Source organism: Corynebacterium sp. HMSC059E07 (assembly GCF_001814395.1).
Lineage (GTDB): Bacteria > Actinomycetota > Actinomycetes > Mycobacteriales > Mycobacteriaceae > Corynebacterium > Corynebacterium hesseae.
This window is the reverse complement of sequence record NZ_KV816284.1, coordinates 34,074-56,381: the sequence shown is the minus strand read 5'-3', so window position 1 is coordinate 56,381 and position 22,308 is coordinate 34,074. Positions and strand designations below refer to the sequence as shown.

Genomic DNA, 22,308 nt, shown 5'->3' with positions numbered 1-22,308 from the left:
GCATGATTTAGCTCATGACGATTCGTGCAGAATTCCAGCCCACCGTTGATGAGTTCATGTCCAACCTACAGTCCTTCGCTACCGGGGATTACCTCAAGGAAGAAGAAAAGGAATTCTGGGAGGCCCCGTTTGATGCCGCGGTACTCCCACGCCTTCGCACTATCTTGGAGTCCTTCCTTGACGATATGGATAAGCTCCCGGATGACCCTGAAGGGTCACTCCTGAGCGCCGCGGTACGCCCCACCGTGGACAAGCTTGCGGCCTTCAACCAAGAAAACGCAGATGCAGTACTGGAACCGGAAGAGAAGGAAGAGCTCACGGAGCTTATTCACTCCGCCTCTGCGGCAACCGGTGCGGACGATGAGGCACTCGCGCAGCTTCCGGAGCTGGACTTCTAATTGACTGACCACGCAAATTCCGCTTTCACTACCCGTCCAGCAGCAATCTTTTGGGATATGGACGGCACACTGACCAACTCCGAGCCCCTGTGGGAAGAGGCCACTTTTTATCTCTCTGAAACACTGGGGCGCCGCTTAACACCCACGGAGCGCTTAGCCACGGTTGGCGCTACCTTCGAGGACACTCTCAGCATCTGTGCGCACAAAGCAGGCGTTACGCTTCAGCCAGGAGATAACGAACGCTACCGTGCGCTCATGTTTGATTACGTCAGGTCCCTTTTTGCCCAACACCTGAAGGTTTTCCCGGGGATTCCCGAGCTGCTCGACGAACTCAAGGGCCTGGGAATGCCGATGATCGTGACCACAAACACGGAACGATATGTGGCTGATTCCGCGATTGCGGCCTTAGGCCGCGAGTACTTCGTCGACACGATTTGCGGTGACGAAGTACCCCAAGGCAAACCTGCCCCCGATATGTATATCGAGGCGGCGCGTCGAGTGGGTGCCGATCCACGGGACTGCCTTGTATTCGAAGACTCTGCGGCAGGTATGCGCGCGGCTGTCGACGCCGGATGCACCGTCATCGGACTACCGGAGGGAGACCACGTCGCGGTGCCCGAGCAAGCCACCGAAATTACTGACCTCCGGGGCTCTGCTCACCGTCATCTGGAGGGGGCGACGGCGGCCGATGTTCACGAGTGGTTTAGCCGGTTGCGCGCCGACTAGACGTACCGATTTCAGTTGCGCATCATGTCAGCCGGCTTTGCGTAACTGAGAATTTCGGCCGACTAGCAGCATTTTATGCAGCGGTGTGGAAGAATAAACCACCGTGAAGAATTTTGAGAGCCTATTTGAGGAACTGTCCCAGAAGATCGCCGAACGCCCTGAGGGCTCCGGCACCGTGGAGTCTTTTGACAAAGGGATCCACCATCTGGGCAAGAAGATCATCGAAGAGGCTGGCGAAGTGTGGATCGCCGCGGAATACCAGTCTGATGAAGAGCTCGCTGAGGAGATGTCACAGCTGCTGTATTGGCTCCAGGTTATGGCCCATAAGCGTGGCCTCAAGCTCGAAGACATTTACACCTACCTTTAATCGGCCATAAAGCCGTCCCAGCATTCACCGTATTCAGCGTAGAAAGCACCACACACTGATGATCAAAATCGCCGTCCCCAACAAGGGATCACTGTCCGAGGCAGCCCTTGAGATCCTCAAGGAAGCCGGTTACAAGGGCCGCGGACACAGTAAATCGCTCAACGTCGTGGACGCGGAGAACGGAGTCGAGTTCTTCTTTCTGCGCCCAAAGGATATCGCTATCTACGTGGCACAAGGCGTCCTGGATTTGGGAATTACTGGTCGAGACTTGGCGCTCGATTCCCGCGCGAAATTCAATGAAGTTCTAGCACTCAATTTTGGCGGCTCGACCTTCCGTTACGCCGCACCAGCAGGGGAGCAGTGGGACGTCGCCAAGCTGCAAGGCAAGCGTATCGCCACGTCCTATCCCAACGTGGTGCGTGATCACCTCGCTGCCAATGGAATCGATGCCGAGGTTATCCGCCTTGACGGTGCAGTAGAGATTTCGATTCACCTTGGAGTCGCGGACGTCATTGCCGACGTTGTCTCCACAGGAGCCACGCTCCGCCAGCAGGGGCTTGAACCCTTTGGCGACCCCATCGTCTCCTCGGAGGCCGTGGTGATAAAGCGTGAGGGAGAAGACGTCACCGCTGATGAAAACGTGGTGCTTAGCCGCATTCGAGGAATCCTCAATGCGCGCCACTACGTCATGCTGGACTACAACGTGGCAGAAGAAAAGCTGCCAGACGTCGAGGCAGTGACCCCTGGGCTTACAGGACCGACCATCTCTCCCTTGGCCCGTGAAGGGTGGGTGGCCGTGCGCGTCATGGTTCCCCGCAAACTGGCCAACCAAGTTATGGACAGCCTCGAAGAACTTGGGGCAGAGGCAATTCTTGCCTCGGATCTTCGGATTGCCCGCTTTTAGGGGGAGATTCCAAACATTTTATTCGGGCTCCTAGCTACGATGGGGACTGACCATCATCGTTCTTCGATTTTTATGCAAGGAGTCAGCCCCGATGGCAAAGACAACTAAGAAGGATGCACAAGCAGAGGCCAAGGAGACCAAGGATGTAAAGTCCCAGGTCGAAGAAAAGGCCACCAACAAGTCTTCGAAGTCCGCCTCTAGCAAGAAGACGCGTACTGAGACTGACCTTCTCGGCTCCCTGGAAGTTCCGAACGATGCGTACTACGGCGTTCACACGCTACGCGCTATCGAAAACTTCCAGATTTCCTACGTGACCATCAACACCATCCCGGACTTCATCCGCGGCATGGTCCAGGTCAAGAAGGCCACCGCTATGGCCAACCGCCGCCTGCACGTTCTTCCGAAGAAGAAGGCAGAAGCAATTATCTGGGCATGTGACCAGATTCTGGAAGAAGGCCGCTGCATGGACCAGTTCCCGCTGGATGTCTTCCAGGGTGGCGCTGGCACCTCGCTCAACATGAACACCAACGAGGTTGTGGCCAACCTGGCGCTCGAGCACCTCGGTGAGGAAAAGGGTGCCTACGACATCATCAACCCGAACGATGATGTCAACATGTCCCAGTCCACCAACGACGCGTACCCGACCGGCTTCCGTCTCGGCATCTACTACGCGATGGAGGACCTCATTGAGCGTATCGACGCGCTGCAGGCTGCGTTCCACGCCAAGGGCAATGAGTTCGTTGACATCCTGAAGATGGGCCGCACCCAGCTGCAGGACGCAGTGCCGATGACCCTGGGTGACGAGTTCAAGGCCTTCGCTCACAACTTGGCCGAAGAGCAGGCCATCCTGCGTGACGCCCAGAAGCGCCTGCTGGAGATCAACCTCGGCGCAACCGCCATCGGTACCGGCGTGAACACCCCGGCCGGCTACCGCCACCAGGTCACCGCAGCACTGTCTGAGGTGACGGGCCTTGAGATCAAGACCGCCCGCGACCTCATTGAAGCAACCTCCGACTGTGGCGCCTACGTGCTTCTGCACTCCACCATTAAGCGCGCAGCGATGAAGCTGGCCAAGATCTGTAACGACCTGCGCCTGCTGGCCTCTGGCCCGCGCGCCGGCCTGGCAGAGATCAACCTGCCACCGCGTCAGGCCGGTTCCTCCATCATGCCGGGTAAGGTCAACCCGGTTATCCCGGAGGTTGTCAACCAGGTCTGCTTCAAGATCTTCGGTAATGATCACGTAGTCACCATGGCTGCCGAAGCTGGTCAGCTGCAGCTCAACGTCATGGAGCCGGTTATCGGTGAGGCACTTTTCCAGTCCATCCGCATCATGGGCAACGCCGTCGACACCCTGCGTGAGAAGTGCGTCGTGGACATCACGGCTAACGCTGATGTTTGCCGCGCGTACGTTGAGAACTCCATCGGTATCGTCACCTACCTGAACCCGTTCATTGGTCACCACAACGGTGACATGATTGCTAAGGAGTCCCTCAAGACCGGCAAGGGCGTCAAGGAGCTCGTTCTGGAGAAGGGCCTGCTCGATGAGGAGACCCTTAACAAGGTTCTGTCCGTTGAGAACCTCATGCACCCGGAGTTCCGCGGTCAGCTCTACATCGATGAATAAACCGTCGACAGCACCAGTGTTGTAAATACGCTCTGCTGTTTCGTCCACGCCCGTACTGCCTCGCTGAAGGTGGTACGGGCGTTTGACTGTTTTCAATCCAACTGATGCTACCGACACCGTGGACACCCCGATGGGGGAGCGGTGGTTGGCATCGGTGTGTAAACGGACACAATCGGGCCTGGATTCTCGCCAAAGCCACATAAATAGGGCAGAATTAGAACTGTCAGTTGTCGCGCCCAGGTCGTGTACTGACCACAGCGCGAATTACCACCCATACTGCAGTTCACCTGCACATATTGGAGTTACATAATGGTTGTTGTGCACATCATTATCGTCCTTGCGGCGATTTATCTCGGTGCCCGAATTGGTTCGATCGGTATTGGTATGGCCGGCGGCTTGGGCGTTCTACTACTCGGCCTCACCGGTGTCCCCGTAACGCGTGAAGACATCCCCTTTGATGTCATTGGCATCATTATGACCGTGATCGCCGCCATTGCTGCCATGCAGCGCGCTGGCGGTATGGACTATCTGGTCTACCTTGCCGAAAAGTTTCTTCGCAAGAACCCAAAGAGGATCACGTTCTACGCACCTATCGTTACGTGGTTGATGACCGTTCTGGCAGGTACCGGCCACACGGCGTTCTCCACGCTCCCGGTTATCGTTGAGGTAGCGAAGGAAGGCAAGGTCCGTCCTTCCCGTCCGCTTTCGATTTCCGTCGTAGCCTCGCAGATGGCAATCTGTGCCTCACCTATTTCCGCAGCCGTCGTTCTGTTGGCTTCGCTGCTGGAGCCGATGGGCGTGGGCTATTTGCAGATCCTCGCGGTCCTCATTCCGGCTACGTTCCTCTCCATTTTCCCTGCCGCTTGGGTAGCAAACCGCTCGGGCGCAGAACTCGAAGATGACCCCGTTTACCAAGAGCGCAAGGCACAGGGCTTGGTGAAGCTGCCGCAAGGTTCCCAGAACTACGCTCCGGCACAAGGTGCAAAGACCTCGGTCATCATCTTCCTCGTCGCCATCGTCATCGTGATGCTGTGGGCCACCCTGACCTCATCCCAGGTCGGGCTCATCGAGGAACCGACGCTGCCGCGAAACGAAGCCATCATGACAGTGATGCTCACCGCCGCAACACTCATCGTCATGGTCACCAAGGTCCCCGCCGGCGACGTTCTCAACACGCCTGTCTTTAAGTCGGGTATGTCCGCCTGTATCTGCGTGCTCGGTGTCGCATGGTTGGGTACCACGCTGATCAACCACTACATGGAGGACATCCAGGCCATCTCCGGGTCCATCATTGAGTCCGCCCCGTGGCTGCTGGCCATCGTGCTCTTCTTCGCTGCGGCGCTCCTGTACTCGCAGGCCGCAACCACCAAGGCTCTCATGCCGGCAGCCCTGGCCCTCGGCGTCAACCCGCTTACCGCAGTGGCTGCCTTCCCAGCAGTGTCCGCGCTGTTCATCCTGCCGACGTACCCGACCTTGTTGGCGGCCGTCGAAATGGATGACACTGGCTCGACTCGCATTGGCAAGGCTGTCTTCAACCACCCGTTCATCATCCCAGGCACTGTGAGCATCGTCTTGTCGGTCCTCCTGTGCTACGCCTTTGGCGCAGTCCTTATCTAGCATCACCTAGCATCATTTAGAAATAATTTGATGTTGCTTAGCGCGCTTCTTTAGCGCGCTAAGCTGGTGAGCATGACTACGCAACCTTCTGATGTTGATATTGCTCAAGCTCACCAGCTCGAACCGATTTCGGATATTGCTGCACGTGCAGGCATTCCGGAGACGGCCCTTATTCCTTATGGGCAAAGCAAAGCCAAAGTGGATATCACTCAAGTTGGGGATACTCCCGCAGATGGCAAGTTGGTCCTCGTCACCGGCGTCTCACCGACGCCAGCTGGCGAGGGTAAATCCACTGTTCTTATCGGTTTGACCGACGCCCTCACGCAGCTGGGCAAGAAGGCTATCGTCGCCCTTCGCGAGCCTTCCCAGGGCCCTGTCATGGGCATCAAGGGCGGCGCCGCGGGTGGCGGCTACTCTCAGGTTGTCCCAATGGAGGACATCAATCTCCACTTCACCGGTGACTTCCACGCTATCGCCGCGGCCACCAACACCTTGGCCGCCATCATCGATAACCACATCCACCAGGGCAATGCGCTCAACATCGATCCGCGCCGCATTACCTGGCAGCGCTGCGTTGACGTCAATGACCGTGCCCTGCGCCACGTCGTTACCGGGCTCGGTGGCCCCGCCCATGGCGTGCCGGGGGAGACTGGCTTCACCATTACGGCGGCGTCGGAAATCATGGCCATCCTCGGCCTCGCAACCGACTTGGCAGACCTAAAGAAGCGTCTCGGTGACATCACTGTGGGCTACACCTACGACCAAAAGCCAGTAACCGCCCGCGAGTTGGGAGCAGAAGGCGCGCTGACGGCGCTCATGCGTGATGCCCTGAACCCTAACCTGGTCCAGACCCTGGGCGGCACCCCTGCCTTCGTCCATGGCGGCCCCTTCGCCAATATCGCTCACGGCTGCAATACTCTGCTGGCGACCCAAACGGCCATGCGCTTCGGTGACATTGTCCTCACGGAGGCAGGTTTCGGTGCAGATCTCGGCGGCGAAAAGTTCATGGATATCAAGTCCCGCTTCGGTGACCTTGACGTCGCCGGCGCCGTCGTTGTTGCGACTATCCGCTCCCAGAAGTACAACGGCGGACAGCCCCGCGAGGAACTCACCACCGAGAACCTGGAGGCACTAAAGAAGGGCGTGGTGAACCTCGAGCGCCACGTTGAGAACGTGCGCAAATTTGGCCTCAAGCCAGTGGTCGCACTCAACCTCTTCTGGAGCGATACCGAGGCCGAGCGCGAGTTCATGCGCCAGTGGGCCGCCGATTTCGACGTCGCGCTCGAAGAAGCAGAAGTGTGGGCCAAGGGCGGAGCGGGAGCAACAGCGCTGGCTGAGCGCCTTCTGGAGAATCTTTCCGAGGGTAACTCCCACCAGCTCTATGATCCCGCTGAGGGCATCGAGGCCTCCATCGACACCATTGCGAGGGAAATCTACCGCGCCGAGCGGGTGGAGTACTCGTCTAAGGCGCTGAAGGATTTGAAGTACATCAAGGACAACGGTTGGGAGGAGTTCCCAGTCGTGATCTCGAAGACTCAATATTCCTTCTCGGATGATACGAGCCAGCTCGGCGCCCCGGAAGGCCACGTCCTTCATGTCCGCGAGCTGCAGCCCCGCACAGGCGCTGGCTTCATCGTGGCGCTGACCGGCGACGTCATGACCATGCCGGGTCTGCCGAAGAAGCCCGCGGCCAACAACATCGATGTTGCTGCGGATGGTTCTATCTCTGGCCTGTTCTAAGCCGCGGCGCGCTCTTCGGGGCGCCGTCTACGAGGCCCGGTCCGGCCACCCGGGGTACTCGGGTGGCGTGCCGCCGAAGGCGGGGCATAGGTGTTGGAAAGAACACCAGCCACAGAGCTTCGAGGTCTTGGGCCTGAAGTCACCGGACTTGCCATCGCCTTCGATCTTGGCCCAGAGCTCACCCAGGTCGCGCTCGAAGTACTCGAGCTCCTCCGGCCCCGGCGTGAGGAACATCGAATCCAGGACCTTGAGGTACATCAGCCGCAACTGCGTGGGGATGGTGCCGAGCAGCCGCCAGTACACCAGCGCGTAGAAGTTCATCTGGAACTGCGCGTCCTGGGAGTAGCGGGGGAGCGGCTTCTTACCGGTTTTATAGTCCACCACGCGTACCTCGCCGGTGGGAGCAACATCAACGCGGTCGATGAACCCACGGACGGGCACGCCGTTGGGCAGAACTGTATCGACGTACATCTCGCACTTGTGGGCGTCGAAGCCTTGGGGGTTTTCCATCTGGAAGTAGCCCTTGACCAGTTCGCGCGCCTCGACGAAGAAGGCCAGCTCTTCGGGCTCCGGCACCAAATCACGCAGCTCGGGGTCTTTGCCCAGCATCACCGCCCATTCGGGCTTAATCATCTTCACCGCGGCTGGGTACTCGCGTTGCTCGCGGGGCAGCTGATGCATCTTCTCCAGCACAGCGTGGACCAGCGTTCCCTTCACCTGGGCCTTCGTCTTGGGCTCGGGCAACTTGTCAATAGCCCGGAAGCGATAGAGCAGCGGGCATTGTTTGTAGTCGGAGGCACGGGAAGGGGAGAGGGCTAGTCGTTTCGGCATAGTGTTTCTCAGCCTAGCGCATAGCCCACCGCGAACCTTCCCGCATCTCCCGACCGTCCGTGGCAAGCTAGATGGCATGAGCACTACGCAAGATTTTCTTGATTTCATCGCCGCGAGCCCCTCGTCCTATCACGCAGCTGAAGAGGTGGCGCGCACGCTCGTCGCCGCCGGTTTTAGCCGCCAAGATGAGTCTGCCGAATGGTCAGCTGCACCAGGCGGTCATGTCATGGTGCGCGGCGGAGCGGTCATGGCATGGTATGTCCCCGGAGGCGCCGGCCCGGATTCCGGCTTCCGCATTATCGGCTCTCACACCGATTCGCCCGGCCTGGCTCTCAAGCCCACCCCGGATTTCGATTCCGCAGGGTGGCAGCAGGTAGCCGTCGAGGTCTATGGCGGGGTGCTTCTCCACAGCTGGTTCGACCGCGAGCTCACCGTCGGCGGCCAGGTCATCACGAAGGATGGCAGCCGCCACTTGGTCAATACCGGCCCCTTGCTGCGCTTGCCTTCCTTGGCGATCCACCTCTACCGCAAGGATGAGTTCAAGCCGGATCGCCAACGCCACATGCAGCCGGTGCTCTCCGTAGGTACTCCGGAGACGTCGGTGATGGGGGTCGTCGGCAAGCAGCTTGGCGTAGACCCAGAGGATATCGCTTCCTTCAACCTGATTACCGCGGATGCCCAGCGCGGTGAGGTCTTTGGCGCCGGCGAAAAGCTCATCGCTGCCGGGCGCATGGACAACCTTTCTTCCGTTCATGCTTCGCTGCGTGCCCTGCTCGCTGCTGCAAAGTACGCCGACTCCATCGAGCACAAGGACGTCCTCGTCATGGCGGCCTTTGATCACGAAGAGGTGGGCTCGTCTTCGCGCTACGGCGCAGGTGGCCCGATCCTGGGGGATATCCTGACCCGCACCGCCCGTGCCCTCGGCGCGAACGAGGAGCAGCGTTTCCAGATGTTTGCGCGCTCCAGCTGTGTCTCGGCCGACGCCGCGCACTCCGTGCACCCCAACTACGCCGAAAAGCACGATCCCACGCATCACCCAATCATCGGCCACGGCCCGGTGACCAAGATCAACGGCAACCAGCGCTATGCTTCCGACGCTAATACCGTGGCCCTGTGGGAATCTGCCTGCCGCCGTGCGGGTGTTCCGTTCCAGCGCTTCGTGGGAAATAACGATGTCCCGTGTGGCTCCACCATCGGGCCGATTTCTGCCACCCGTCTGGGCATCCCCACCGTTGATGTGGGAGTGCCGATGCTCTCGATGCACTCGATCCGTGAGCTGGTAGGCGAGCGCGACCAACTATGGCTTGGTGATGCCCTTGAGGCATACTTGGTTGGTTAATCCTTGCCCCTAACTTTGTGAAAGGTTTTTCACGCTATGGCTTATTCTGGCCCCTTCCGCTACGGCGACCGCGTGCAGCTCACGGATGCCAAGCGGCGTCATTACACCATCGTCCTCGAGGAGGGAGGCCAGTTCCATTCGCACAAGGGCATCATCAACCACGATGACATCGTCGGCATGGATGAGGGCTCCGTCATCGATTCGACGCTGGGCAGCTCCTTCCTCTTGTTCCGCCACCTCATGGTGGACCATGTCTTGTCGATGCCGCGCGGCGCCGCGGTGATTTACCCCAAGGACTCCGCGCAGATCCTGGTCGAGGGCGATATCTTCATGGGTGCGCGCGTGCTGGAAGCCGGCGCCGGTTCCGGAGCACTCTCAATGACCCTCTTGCGCGCCGTGGGGCCAGAAGGCCACGTTTTCTCCTATGAGGTACGCGATGATCACTTGGAATACGCCGTGGATAACGTCGCCGAATACTTCGGTGAGCAGCCCGAGTGGTGGAGCCCGCGGCTTGGCGATTTGGCCGATGTGACCGTCGAGGAGCTCGGCGGCCCCGTGGATCGCGTCATCTTGGACATGCTCGAACCCTGGGAGCACCTCGAGAAGGTGCGCGATATCCTCATCCCGGGCGGCGTCTTCATGACTTATGTGGCCACCGTGCCGCAGCTGATGAAGGTGATGGAGGGAATCCGCGAGCTGAAGTGCTTTACGGAGCCGCGCGCCTGGGAGTCCCTCGTGCGTGAATGGAAGGTGGAGGGCTTGGCCACCCGCCCGGAGCACCGCATGAACGCGCACACCGCGTTCCTGATCTGGACGCGCCGGCTTGCCGACGGCGTCACCCCGCCCCGCCCGCAGCGCCGCGCCCGAAAATAAGCCCTCACACTAAACGTGGCGCACTGCGCGCTAGGGTGGACTCTATGAACGATGCCACTCATGCCCAGGAACTTGGCCAGCAGCGTCGCCAGATAGAACAACTGGCTGAGCGCAATGCCAAGCTTGCTGCCCTGTTGAAGGATGCGCGCACGAAGCTTCAGCAGATGCTCGCCGAGGTGGACGCTCTTGCAGAGCCTGCCTCCACGTACGGCGTCTTTCTTGGCTATTCCGGGCGCGCACACGATTCGCGCCGCGACGCTGAGGTATACACCAACGGCCGCGCCATGCGGGTGAAGATTTCTCCCAACCTTGAACCGGGCTCCTTGCAAGTCGGGCAGCAGGTCCGCTTAGGCGAAGGTTTCGTGGTGGTGGAGGGCTGTGCCCCGGTGAATACCGGAGCGCTGGCGACGCTCCAGGAGCGCCTAGGCACCGACCGCGCGGTGGTTATCAATTCCGCGGGCGAAGAGCGGGTGGTGCTGCTCAGCACGATGCTGCGCGATACCGTCCGTGCCGGCGATACCCTCCTGGTCGAGCCGAAATCAGGCGTGGCCACCGAGCGCGTGCATAAGACCGAGGTAGCGCAGCTCACGCTGGAGGAAGTCCCGGACGTATCCTACGAGGACATCGGTGGTCTGGACGAGCAGATTTCACTCATCCGCGATTCGGTCGAGCTGCCTTTCCTCCACCCAGAGCTCTACCGCCAATACGATCTCCAGCCGCCGAAGGGCGTGCTGCTCTATGGCCCACCTGGCTGTGGCAAGACGCTCATCGCCAAGGCGGTCGCGCATTCTCTGTCGGCGTCCCTGGGCGCTACTGCCCCCAGCTACTTCCTCAACGTGAAGGGCCCAGAACTGCTCAACAAGTTCGTGGGTGAGACTGAGCGCCGTATCCGCCTCATCTTTGAACGCGCCCGCGAGCTTGCCTCCGAGCCCACTGCTGATGGCAGCCAACGGCCGGTCATCATCTTCTTCGATGAGATGGAATCCATCTTCCGCACGCGCGGCTCCGGTGTGTCCTCCGATATGGAAACCACCGTCGTCCCACAGCTGCTGACGGAATTGGATGGCGTCGAGAAGCTCAGCAATGTCATCGTCATCGGTGCCACCAACCGCGAGGAGCTCATCGACCCCGCCATCATGCGCCCGGGGCGCCTCGACATCAAGATTCGCGTCAACCGGCCCACCAAGCAGGGCGCGCGGGAAATCTTTGCGCGCCACTTCCCGGAATCAGTCCCGCACGAGGGCGAGCTTTCCCAGCTCATCGATACCGCAGTGGAGGATCTCTACGCGGAGCGCCCCTTCGTCACGCTGCACTTCTCCAACGCTGATCCCCGCGTGCTGCACTACCGGGACTTCGTCTCCGGCGCGATGATTGCCAACATCGTCTCCCGCGCAAAGAAGCTGGCTATCAAGGAAGCTTTGAACGAAACCAACGCTGCGGGGGATACACAGCCTGCCGGCATCACCGCCGCGCACCTGCACCAGGCCATTGCTGCGGAACAAGCAGAATCAGAGTATGTACCGACATCCGCCAACCCGGAGGAGTGGGCCAAGATCGTCGCCGGGACCTCCGCCGGCGCGCATGTCACCGGGGTCGAATTGATGGGAGTAAAACCTTGAGCCGTGTCCTAGGAACCGAAACCGAGTATGGAATCTCCACGCCGTCGAACCCTGCGTTGTCACCAATCGTGACGTCCACGCACGCGGTGGTGGCCTATGCTGCCCTACATACCGGTGCGCGCTCCCGCTGGGACTTTCGGGAGGAGCACCCGCTGCGCGATAGCCGCGGCTTCGATCTCAAGCGCTACCACACCGTGCCCGTGGTGGACCCAAACGCGCTAGGTGTGGCCAACGTGGTCACGGCCAACGGAGCCCGCTTCTACGTCGATCACGCCCACCCTGAGTATTCCTCTCCGGAGTGCACCAATGCCTGGGATGCGATGCTTTACGACGCCGCCGGCGACCTCATCCTGCGACGCGCAGCAGATGCCGTGGCAACTCTGACCGCCCAGGGCACGTCCGTACTGGCCACGCACGATCCCTGCCCGCCGCTGAAGTTCTACAAGAACAACGTGGACGGCAAGGGAGCTTCCTATGGCAGCCACGAAAACTACCAGTACTCCCGGGAGACTGACTTCGACGACATCGCCCAAGGTCTGATCCCGTTCTTCGTCACCCGCCAAGTGGTCACCGGTGCTGGCCGCATGGGCCTGGGCGCTGACGGAGAGGAGCCGGGTTTCCAGATTTCGCAGCGCGCCGACTATATCGAGCAAGAGATTTCCCTGGAAACCACCCTCAACCGCGGCATCATTAACACCCGTGATGAACCGCATGCGGTGGCAGAGGACTTTGGCCGCCTGCACGTCATCATCGGTGATGCCACGATGGCCCATACCTCGACGCTGCTCAAGCTGGGCATGACGTCACTGGTGTTGGACGCCATAGAGGAAGGCGTTGACTTTAGTGACCTGCGCCTGAAGGACCCCGTGGCAGAGGTCCAGCGAGTAAGCCGCGACCTCACCCTGACTCATCAGCTGGAGCTTCACGACGGCCGCCGCCTCACCGCCCTCGAGATCCTCGCTGTCTACCGGGAGCGGGTTACTGCGACCTCAGAGTCAGATGAGAAGGTTCTTGCCGCCTGGGACGAGGTCGTGTCGCTCTTGGCGGACAACCCGTTGAAGGCGGCCCACCTCCTGGATTGGGTAGCCAAGTACCGCTTGATTAAGGGCTACCTTGACCGCGGCGTGGCTGCAGATGACCCGAAGCTGGCGCTCATCGATCTGCAGTACACCGATATCGATCCGGCCAAGTCCCTCTACCACGCGCTCGTGCGCAAGGGCCAGATGCGCACCTTGGTCAGTGAGGAGGAGATTGCTGCGGCCGCCGATACTCCGCCCGCGGATACCCGCGCCTACCTGCGCGGGCACGCCACCCGGAAGTTCGGCGAAGACGTCCTGGCCGCATCGTGGCAGTCACTAACCTTCCGAATTGGTGAAGCCGAGGGCGCCAACTCGGGAGCCGCCTGCGTGGCCCTCGATGACACCACGCGGCTCGGACAGGACGAAGTGGGAACCTTGCTGGAATCTGCAGACAGCGCCGCCGATTTCGTCGACGGTTTGCGCCAGCTCGGGGTGCGAATCGAGTACCCTACACTGTATTAGCGCAGCAAACCTCCACTCGCGAAAGGAGCTCTGACAATGAGCGGACAGCAGTCTCAGATCAATGCCGGCGGCGGCAACGGTGAGGGAGGAGACTCTCAAGAGTTCGACGCTGGACAAGTCAGCATCAACAGCGCCGGAACCGATGATCTCCTCGATGAGATCGATGGGCTCTTGGAGTCCAATGCCGAGGAGTTCGTGCGCTCCTACGTCCAAAAGGGCGGCGAATAAAGGTGGAACGCCCCTCCGGTAGCGCCCCTGTGTACGCACGGCGGATCATGGGAATCGAGACCGAATACGGAATCACGGCGAGTGCTTCCCATGGCCAGCGGGTCATGTCCCCGGATGAGATAGCCCGCGTGCTTTTCCGGCCCATCGTGTCGAAGTACTCCTCCTCGAACATCTTTAGCCCCAACGCCTCGCGCCTCTACCTCGATGTCGGCTCCCACCCGGAGGTCGCCACCGCTGAATGCGATAGCCTGAGCCAGCTCATCGCGTACGAGCGCGCTGGCGATGCCATGGTCAGCCGCATGGCCGTGCAAGCAGAGGAGACCTTGGCGGCGGAGGGGGAGGAGCGCGCCGTCTACTTGTTCAAGAATAACGTCGATTCTGCGGGAAATTCCTACGGCTGCCACGAGAACTACCTCATTGGCCGCCACGTGGTGCTCAAAGACCTCGGCAAGGCCCTCCTGCCGTTCATGATCACCCGCCAGCTCATTTGCGGCGCCGGGATGATTAAACCTGCCAAGGGCGACGAGCCTGCGCGTTTCGTGCTTTCACAGCGCGCCGACCAAGTGTGGGAGGGCGTGTCCTCTGCGACGACTCGCTCACGCCCCATCATCAACACCCGCGATGAACCGCATGGTGATTCGAAGCGTTTCCGCCGCATGCACGTTATCGTCGGCGACTCCAACATGGCGGAGCCCACGATGGCGCTCAAAGTAGGCTCCACGCTGCTCATGCTGGAGATGCTAGAGGCTGGCTTTGAGGTACCGGAGCTTTCGGTGCTTGATCCAATTCAGCACATCCGCACCATCGCGCTCGATTCCACCGGCCGCACCGAGCTTCCGCTCGAGGGAGGCGGCAACACCACCGCGCTCGCAATCCAGCAAGAACTGTGTACCGCCGCAGAGCGTTGGCTGGAGCACCGCGAGGATACTGGCACGCCAACGGCGGAACTCGCACGCGTCGTCGATCTCTGGAAGCGCACCCTCCAGGCCATTGACATACAAGACTTTTCCGCGGTCGACCGTGAGATCGATTGGGTGATTAAGCGCGGCCTGCTGAACCGCTACCGCGAGCGCCTGGGCGGAGATTGGGCGCACCCCAAGCTGGCCCAGATTGACCTGACCTACCACGACATCCGCCCTGGCCGCGGTCTCTACAGCGTGCTGAAACAGCGCGGCATGGTGGAACAGTGGATCAATGATGCATCTATCAATGCCGCCGTCGATACCGCCCCGCAGACCACCCGCGCCAAGCTGCGCGGCGAGTTCCTCGCCGTTGCCCGCGAGCTCAATGCCGCTGTGACGGTGGATTGGACCCGGATGAAAGTCAACCGCCCAGAACCCATGACCGAAGAGTTCTCCGACCCCTTCGTGTCCGAGGACCCGCGCTTAGACGGGTTGTTAGACTACATGCGTTCGCACCAAGGTGCTTAAGGCCCCGAACCTCAACAAGGAACCTGCCATCATGCCGTCAGCAGATCGCACTGCGGCTCGGACACCAGTCCGAGATCGAGCCATCGAAAGGCTCACCAACCTCACCTTTGCGCTGCATGGCGCAGCGCACCAAGGCGGCGTTCCCGACCGCAGCGCTGCCTGGATTCGCAGCAACGTCGAGGGCTATCAATCTCGCAGCGACGAGGCCTTTCACAAGCAGCTTTCCCGCGACATCCTGACCCTGCAGCGCGCCGGTGTGCCAGTAGCACACAGCAGTGGCGCGGAAGGGTCGGTGTATCGCCTCGATCCCGAAAGCTACCAGCTACCTCCCGTGGACTTCACACCCGAGGAAGCCATGGTGTTGGGCGTTGCCGGCGGGATTGGCACCCCGGGGGGCTTGAGTGATTTCAGCTTGTCCGCGTGGACCAAACTCGCAGCCTCGGGAGCCTCCCGCGACTTGCGCGGTGCGCCCGTCTACACCGCCGTCAACGACATGACCAGGCTGAGCCCAGAGCTCGTCACCGGGGTGATTACCGCCGTGCGCGCGGGGCTGCGCATTTCCTTTGATTACTACGCCACGCCCTCAGCCAAGCCGGTTCGCCGCCACATGGATCCCTGGGGCCTAGTCAACCACCGTGATCGCGTTTACCTCGTCGGGTGGGATGTGGACCGCGAGGCACCTCGTACTTTCCGCGCTACCCGCGTGGACAACGTCAGGCGCTCGCGCGCTGCGGCCACCCACCTCGAGCCCACCGCGCCGCTGCAAGATCTCGTCGTGGAAGCGCTTGACCGGGGAGACACCGTCGATGCCCTCCTTGAGGTACCAGATGGCCAGGCCGCGGAGCTTGTCGATGCCGGACGCAGACGCGCGGATGGCCTCCTTGCGCTGACGGGCGTGCGCCGCGATTGGCTAGTGCGCACCGCCGCGGGATATGCACCAGATGTCGTGGTGATTGAACCGACAGAAGTTCGTTCAGACATCGTCGCGCTCTTGAGTGGGGAGGAATCACACCATGGCTGATCAGCCACGCAAACTGCAGTCTCTTGTTCGCTCCCTCAACCTCATCCCATACCTGCGCAACCACCCAGGGTTGACCCCGATGGAGGCGGCCGAGGATTTGGGAATGACCCCCGCTGAGCTTAAGGATGCCGTCGATAGGCTCTTCTGCTCCGGGGTGGGCCGCAATACTGAAGACCTCATTGACTTAAGCTTCAGCTACCGCGACGGCATCGAGATCTACAACGACCAGGGCCTAACCCAGGCCCTGCGTCTGACCCCAACGGAGGCCGGCGCATTGTTGCTGACGCTCGAGTCTCTTGAGGCAATGCCGGGGCTTGTCGACGTCTCCGCGGTCCACTCTGCCGCCGCGAAACTGCGCGCGATTATGGATGAAAAGACCGCCGCCATCTACGATTCCCTGGCCACAACGGATCCGGAGGAATCTCAGGTGCAAGCGGCGTTGGCGGGGGCCGTCGACAAGCGGCGGCAGGTCCGTTTCACCTATTGGAGCATGTCCTCCAACCGCACCAGCGAGCGCACCGTGCACCCGGCACGAATCTTCATCGTGGATGGCGAACCCTATTTGGTGGCCTGGGATGATTCGGTGGGGGAGCACCGCACGTTCCGCTTGGACCGCATGAGTGATGTTGAGGTACTCGACGCCAGCGCGACCCCGCACGTGCGCAAGCTGGATTTCAACCCCGATTCCCCCTTTGGTCTAGATCACACTGTCGTTGCGCAGCTGGAGATTCACCAAGAATTCACCTGGCTGGCAGAGCACTACGACATCACGCTCGGCGACACACTGGAAAATGGGCTGATAGCTGCAACAATGCCCGTCGGCTCTGAAGCATGGTTTAGCCGTTTCGCCCTCGGCCAAGCCGACCGATTGCGGGTTGTGGGGCCGCAGAAGCTTGTCGACGCCATTTCGGAGCATAGAAATCGGGCGCTAGAGCGTTATACTCAACTGCCAGACTAAGAGCTCTCCTGCGTGCGTCCCGTACAGCGCTGCTGCATGGAACCGTACGCTTCATCAACCTAGAAAGAAGGGGCACCCTCAATGACCGTGGGACCTTTGGAAATCGGCCTTGTCGTTCTCGTCATCGTGCTGTTGTTCGGCGCCAAGAAGCTGCCGGAGCTAGCTCGTTCGATGGGCCGCTCCATGCGCATTTTTAAGTCCGAAGTCAAGGAGATGAAGGAGGAGAACAACACTCCCGAGCAGCAAGCCCAAATTGCTGCATCGAAGAAGAACGATGAGGACTTCTGGAACAGCCCGGAAATGCAGCCGCGCGCATCCAAGCCGGTTGATGGAAATCAGAACTAATCATCTTTCTCGGTAGGCACACCACGCTCAAGGGACTTGGAACTCCAAGGGCGTGTGTGCCGCTGTGGGCTTTCTAGGGAGGCATTGCATGAGTACCGCGAGTACACCGCCGAATCCCGCGTCTAGCGCACGCAAGCAAAAGTGGACCTCAAAGCTGCGCCGCAAGCCCAAGAATCCTACGGGGGAGATGACCCTAGTCCAACATCTCCAAGAACTGCGTCGGCGCATCGTGATTTCCTTGCTTGCTCTCGTGGTAGGCACCATCATCGGATTCATTTGGTATCAAAACGCTCCGTTTAATATGGCGCCGCTGGGCGAGATCTTGCGTGGGCCCTATTGTTCGCTGCCTGAGGAAAAGCGCATCTCTTTCACCGCGGATGGCGAATGCCGCTTGCTCGCCACCAGCCCCTTCGAAATGCTGCTGCTGCGCCTCAAAGTGGGCGCGTTGGCTGGCGCAGTAATGTCCTCACCGGTGTGGCTCTATCAAATATGGGCATTCATTGTGCCCGGTCTGCATAAGAACGAGCGCCGTTTCACCTTCTTTTTTGTCTCCACGGCGGTAGTTCTCTTCGTGCTTGGCGCGCTTCTTGCCTACTTCATCCTTTCCGTGGGTTTGGAGTTCCTTATGGGCATGGGCTCGGAGTACCAGACCGCGGCACTAACCGGTGAGCGCTATTTCTACTTCCTGCTAACGTTGCTCCTCATCTTCGGCGTGAGCTTTGAGATCCCACTACTCGTGGTATGCCTCAATGTGATAGGTGTCTTGGAATACGATGACGTCAAGGACAAGCGCCGCATCATCATTGTCGCCATCATGATCTTCGCTGCGGTGGTTACACCCGGCCAAGAACCTTTTTCGATGTTGGTCTTGGCCGGTGCCCTCGTACTCCTCGTGGAATTGGCCTTCCAGTTCTGTCGAATCAATGACAAGCGCCAGAAGCGTCAGCGCCCAGACTGGATGGATCTGGATGATGAAACAGCCTCGTCCTTGGACGAAGGTCCGGGTGCCATTGGCGCACCGACTCCGGTGTCCGCATCCATGAGCGTTTCTGCGTCTTCGCGGCCGGTATCTTCCAGGCCTGTTCCCCCGGCCTCAACGGGTGAAGCTCCGGCACCGCAGCCTCAACAGAGGAATACTCAGCCCCCGCAGAGCGGCTTTTTCGACGACGTTCTGTAAGCTGGTCAGCCTTTTTAGGGAACTTGTTCAAACGTTTCCTTGGCGCTGGGGACCGGGGCGCTAGTACGCCGTCCCTGACAGGTACCCTGGGGACTTATGACACTGACGCATCTGGACGAGTTCACTCAAGCACTGCCGTACTCACTGGATGACTTCCAGATTGAAGGATGCCAAGCAGTTGAAGCGGGCCACGGAGTCTTGGTCTGTGCTCCCACCGGCGCGGGCAAAACGGTCGTTGGTGAGTTCGCCGTGTCCCTGGCGCTGCGCCAGGGGACCCGCTGTTTCTACACCACCCCTATCAAAGCGCTGAGTAACCAGAAGTACCACGACCTGGTTGAGGCACACGGCGAGGATGCCGTGGGGCTGCTGACGGGTGATGTCTCCATCAATTCTTCCGCGGACATCCTCGTGATGACCACCGAGGTCCTGCGCAACATGATTTATGCGGGCTCAGGCGCATTGGATCGCTTGACCCACGTGGTGATGGATGAGATCCACTTCTTGGCGGATGCCTCGCGCGGCGCGGTATGGGAAGAGGTCATCCTTAACCTGGAGGAGCACGTCTCCATCATCGGTCTGTCGGCAACGGTGTCCAACTCAGAGGAGTTCGGCCGGTGGCTAACCACCGTGCGCGGAGATACCAAGGTCATCGTCACCGACAAGCGCCCCGTACCGCTGGACCAGTGGATGATGGTGGGCCGTAAGATCTACCCACTTTTCGAGCCTGATTCAGGCGGCCAGGTCAATACTGAGTTGGCGCGGCGTATCCAGCGCCTAGAAGCAGGAGACAGCGATAACGGCCGCGCAGACTATTCACAAAACCGCGCGAGCTTCCGTGCACGTGCCCGACACAAAGGCGGAGGACGCAACGACCGAAACAAGGATCGGCGCAGCGGCGCACCCCGTGCGCAGGACCGCTACCGACCGCTGGGCCGTCCAGAGGTGCTCAAAGAACTGCAGGCAATGGAGATGCTGCCGGCGATTACCTTCATCTTCTCCCGTGCGGGCTGCGATGGCGCTTTGTACCAGTGCCTGCGCTCCCGCATGGTGTTGACCTCCCAAGAGGAGGCAGCTGAGATTAAGGCCATCGTCGATAAGGGCGTGGAAGGCATTCCGGAAGAAGACCTCAAGGTTCTTGATTTCAAGCGTTGGCGCGAAGCACTCTCACGTGGCTTTGCTGCCCACCATGCGGGTATGCTGCCAGCTTTTAGGCACATCGTGGAGGAGCTCTTCGTCAAAGGCCTGGTTCGTGCGGTCTTTGCCACCGAAACCCTTGCCCTGGGCATCAATATGCCCGCGCGCACGGTGGTCCTTGAGAAGCTCGTGAAGTTTAACGGCGAGGCACACGTGGACCTGACACCGGGTCAGTACACGCAGCTCACCGGCCGCGCGGGCAGGCGTGGCATCGATACCTTGGGCAATGCCGTCGTGCAGTGGGCACCCGCCATGGATCCCACCGCGGTGGCGGGGCTCGCATCGACCCGCACTTATCCGCTCATCTCTACCTTCGAACCCGGCTACAACATGGCCATCAACCTGCTGGGCATGCTCGGCTTCGATGACTCTCTGCGCCTGCTGGAGAAGTCCTTTGCGCAGTTCCAGGCGGATGGTTCCGTCGTGGAAGAAACGCGCGAGATTGAGCGCGCTGAGCACCGCGTCCGTGAGCTACGGGCACAGTTGGATCAGGCCGTAGATAACTTGGCTCCGCCGACAATTGATGGTGAAGACCCGGCGGAGATCCTCATGGACTATATGAGGCTGCGCCGCGCACTGACTGAGGAAGAAAAGTCAGCGCGTGCCTCCAAGAGGGAAGAGAGGAGCAAGGAGGTCGCGGCGGTCCTTGCCCGCTTGCAGGTGGGTGAGGTCATCGCTATCGCAACGAAGAAGCGACCAACCCTGGCAGTTGTCATCACCCCGGCAAACCAGACCGCCGATCCACGCCCCTGGGTCACCACGGAGACCGGATGGTCAGGCCGCATCGATGCAGCCGGTATAGATAATCCGCCAATTGTGGTCGGCCACATGAAGCTGCCGCGAGCGGCCCAGAAGAATCCGCGTCGGCATACCAAGTATGTTCAGGATGCCTTCAAGCGCGACTACTACAAGCGGCCTAAGAAGATGCGCACTGAGCCTCGCAATCGCCCCAACAAGAAGATCGCGCAGCTGCGCGATGCCCTCCGCGAGCACCCGGTGCACAATTGGCCGGCGACCGACCGCGAGCAGCTAGCTGGTGTGGCCCAAAAGCTCGCCCGACGCGAGCGCGAGCTCCACAAGTTGGAAGCCAAGGTGGAGCGCGCCACGGATACCCTCGGCCGCACTTTCGAGCGCATCGTGGACCTGCTGGCGGAGATGGATTACGTGGAGTTTGAAGGCTATGGCGAGGACCGCGAGCCGGTCATCACGGACGAAGGCGAGCGTTTGGCCAAGATCCATTCCGAGTCCGACCTACTGGTGGCACAATGCCTCAAGCGGGGTATCTGGAATGACCTTGACCCGGCAGAGCTGGCCGGCATTGCCTCCCTGTGCGTCTTCGAGAACCGCAAGGCCACCCGCGGCGAACCAGGTGCGGCTAGCGACGACATGGCGGATGCCATGAACGCAACGTGGCGCATCTACACGGAGCTTGTCAGCGATGAGAAGCGCCATAATCTGCCACAGACCCGTGAACCGGAGCCCGCCTTCGCGCTGGCGATCCACCAGTGGACGGCGGGCGCACCCTTGGCCTATTGCATGGCCGCTGCCAACGAGTCCGGCGCAGAGCTGACTCCAGGCGACTTCGTCCGTTGGTGCCGCCAGGTCATCGACCTGCTCCAGCAGGTAGCCAAGACAGGCTACGAAGAAGAGATTCGCCGCAATGCCCGGCGCGCCATTGACGCGATTCAACGAGGCGTTGTCGCCATCGGCGCTTAATTTCCTTCGACCAAGTCCAGCATCGCGGTGGCTGCCGCCGCGATGGCCTTGCGGTGGGGCGCGACCAGCGCCACCGTGGCTAGCTTCAGGTTTCTCCCCAATGGGTTGAGGATGAGGGCTTGTGTGCCGATGATGGCGGCGTCGACAAGCGCTGGCCCACCCGAGTCACCCTTGACTGCCGGAATCGTGTTGAAGACAAATCCGGCGGGGGAGACAGTGGTGCGGAAGTCGATGGACCACGTACGAAAGAAGGGCAGTAGAAACAACCCCGTTCGCTTCTGTGCGCGACGGGACTTTCCGCCATATCCCCAGGTGTTGACTGGCGCGCGAAAATGCGGTGTGCTTTTAGCGAGCCCCGGAAGGTCCCGGGGCGGTGCTGGTATATCAAGCAGGCACACAGCTATATCGGTCCCGTCAATCGTGCGCACGGCGGTGATCCGCCGGTTGAACCCGCCACTGACTTTGTAGTGTTCACCACCGCCCACGCCATCGCGAAAGAAGTGCGCACAGGTCAGAACTAGCCGGGTTGACTGCTGGGAGCGGGGGTTTAAGGATGCATCGATGAGCACACCCGAGCAATAGCTACCGCGGGTACGGATCTTGACGGCTGCGGGATAGGAATTCACGGCGCCCAGCTTAACTGGACGAAGGCGAGCGGTA

The 22,308-nt window shown here is 60.4% G+C and carries 20 protein-coding genes; 18 read left to right on the top strand and 2 right to left on the bottom strand.

The features are described 5' to 3' along the window. The first annotated feature begins 14 nt into the window (after positions 1-14). The 7 genes from HMPREF2967_RS03055 (at position 15) to HMPREF2967_RS03025 (ending at position 7,376) form a co-directional block, all read left to right on the top strand. Entirely contained in the window at positions 15-398 is a 384-nt protein-coding gene (locus HMPREF2967_RS03055) for a hypothetical protein (RefSeq protein ID WP_070520547.1), read from the top strand. Further along, positions 399-1,124: an HAD family hydrolase gene (locus HMPREF2967_RS03050; RefSeq protein WP_070684953.1), complete on the top strand. Its 726-nt coding sequence runs from the start codon at positions 399-401 to the stop codon at positions 1,122-1,124. Between the two features lie 103 nt (positions 1,125-1,227). Next, on the top strand, positions 1,228-1,491 hold the full coding sequence (locus HMPREF2967_RS03045; RefSeq protein ID WP_070520541.1) for a phosphoribosyl-ATP diphosphatase: 264 nt from the start codon (positions 1,228-1,230) through the stop codon (positions 1,489-1,491). Between the two features lie 58 nt (positions 1,492-1,549). Further along, the gene (gene hisG, locus HMPREF2967_RS03040) at positions 1,550-2,395 is read left to right on the top strand and encodes an ATP phosphoribosyltransferase (RefSeq protein WP_070684951.1); all 846 of its coding nucleotides are present in this window, start codon (positions 1,550-1,552) and stop codon (positions 2,393-2,395) included. Between the two features lie 91 nt (positions 2,396-2,486). Continuing rightward, complete coding sequence (aspA, locus tag HMPREF2967_RS03035; RefSeq protein ID WP_070520535.1) at positions 2,487-4,019, top strand: aspartate ammonia-lyase; 1,533 nt, start codon at positions 2,487-2,489, stop codon at positions 4,017-4,019. Between the two features lie 309 nt (positions 4,020-4,328). Then, the gene (locus HMPREF2967_RS03030; RefSeq protein ID WP_070520532.1) at positions 4,329-5,636 is read left to right on the top strand and encodes an anaerobic C4-dicarboxylate transporter; all 1,308 of its coding nucleotides are present in this window, start codon (positions 4,329-4,331) and stop codon (positions 5,634-5,636) included. A gap of 72 nt (positions 5,637-5,708) precedes the next feature. Continuing rightward, positions 5,709-7,376 carry a formate--tetrahydrofolate ligase gene (locus HMPREF2967_RS03025; protein ID WP_070684949.1) on the top strand — a complete coding sequence of 556 codons (1,668 nt, stop codon included), beginning with the start codon at positions 5,709-5,711 and terminating at the stop codon, positions 7,374-7,376. Positions 7,377-7,403: 27 nt separating this feature from the next. Here HMPREF2967_RS03025 and HMPREF2967_RS03020 read toward each other — a convergent pair whose 3' ends face one another. Continuing rightward, positions 7,404-8,207 (bottom strand): RecB family exonuclease, encoded by an 804-nt coding sequence (locus HMPREF2967_RS03020; RefSeq protein ID WP_070684947.1) that lies wholly within the window; start codon positions 8,205-8,207, stop codon positions 7,404-7,406. A gap of 76 nt (positions 8,208-8,283) precedes the next feature. Here HMPREF2967_RS03020 and HMPREF2967_RS03015 point away from each other — a divergent pair, with 76 nt between their 5' ends. From HMPREF2967_RS03015 to HMPREF2967_RS02965, 11 genes are all read left to right on the top strand, one after another. Further along, entirely contained in the window at positions 8,284-9,546 is a 1,263-nt protein-coding gene (locus HMPREF2967_RS03015) for a M18 family aminopeptidase (protein WP_070685024.1), read from the top strand. Between the two features lie 36 nt (positions 9,547-9,582). Continuing rightward, positions 9,583-10,419, top strand: a complete 837-nt coding sequence (locus tag HMPREF2967_RS03010; RefSeq protein ID WP_070684945.1) for a tRNA (adenine-N1)-methyltransferase — start codon at positions 9,583-9,585, stop codon at positions 10,417-10,419. Positions 10,420-10,463: 44 nt separating this feature from the next. Then, positions 10,464-12,038 (top strand): proteasome ATPase, encoded by a 1,575-nt coding sequence (gene arc, locus HMPREF2967_RS03005; protein WP_070684943.1) that lies wholly within the window; start codon positions 10,464-10,466, stop codon positions 12,036-12,038. After that, positions 12,035-13,579, top strand: a complete 1,545-nt coding sequence (gene dop, locus HMPREF2967_RS03000; protein WP_070684941.1) for a depupylase/deamidase Dop — start codon at positions 12,035-12,037, stop codon at positions 13,577-13,579. The genes arc and dop overlap by 4 nt, the downstream gene beginning before the upstream one ends. Before the next feature lie 36 nt (positions 13,580-13,615). Then, complete coding sequence (locus HMPREF2967_RS02995) at positions 13,616-13,807, top strand: ubiquitin-like protein Pup (RefSeq protein WP_070520514.1); 192 nt, start codon at positions 13,616-13,618, stop codon at positions 13,805-13,807. A gap of 47 nt (positions 13,808-13,854) precedes the next feature. Next, the gene (gene pafA, locus HMPREF2967_RS02990; protein ID WP_070685022.1) at positions 13,855-15,237 is read left to right on the top strand and encodes a Pup--protein ligase; all 1,383 of its coding nucleotides are present in this window, start codon (positions 13,855-13,857) and stop codon (positions 15,235-15,237) included. Positions 15,238-15,268: 31 nt separating this feature from the next. Further along, a complete protein-coding gene (locus tag HMPREF2967_RS02985; protein WP_070685020.1) occupies positions 15,269-16,258 on the top strand; it encodes a helix-turn-helix transcriptional regulator in 990 nt (329 codons plus the stop codon). Next, a complete protein-coding gene (locus HMPREF2967_RS02980) occupies positions 16,251-17,216 on the top strand; it encodes a helix-turn-helix transcriptional regulator (protein ID WP_070684939.1) in 966 nt (321 codons plus the stop codon). The genes HMPREF2967_RS02985 and HMPREF2967_RS02980 overlap by 8 nt, the downstream gene beginning before the upstream one ends. Positions 17,217-17,297: 81 nt before the next feature. Further along, positions 17,298-17,561, top strand: a complete 264-nt coding sequence (gene tatA, locus HMPREF2967_RS02975) for a Sec-independent protein translocase subunit TatA (RefSeq protein ID WP_070520503.1) — start codon at positions 17,298-17,300, stop codon at positions 17,559-17,561. An 88-nt stretch (positions 17,562-17,649) separates the two neighbouring features. Further along, positions 17,650-18,738: a twin-arginine translocase subunit TatC gene (tatC, locus tag HMPREF2967_RS02970; RefSeq protein WP_232770616.1), complete on the top strand. Its 1,089-nt coding sequence runs from the start codon at positions 17,650-17,652 to the stop codon at positions 18,736-18,738. Between the two features lie 96 nt (positions 18,739-18,834). Further along, positions 18,835-21,648 (top strand): DEAD/DEAH box helicase, encoded by a 2,814-nt coding sequence (locus HMPREF2967_RS02965; protein WP_070684937.1) that lies wholly within the window; start codon positions 18,835-18,837, stop codon positions 21,646-21,648. On the opposite strand, the gene HMPREF2967_RS02960 is transcribed toward HMPREF2967_RS02965, so the two are convergent. Continuing rightward, positions 21,645-22,274, bottom strand: coding sequence for a serine protease family protein (locus tag HMPREF2967_RS02960; RefSeq protein ID WP_232770614.1), 630 nt, complete (start codon positions 22,272-22,274; stop codon positions 21,645-21,647). The genes HMPREF2967_RS02965 and HMPREF2967_RS02960 overlap by 4 nt on opposite strands. Positions 22,275-22,308 lie beyond the last annotated feature (34 nt).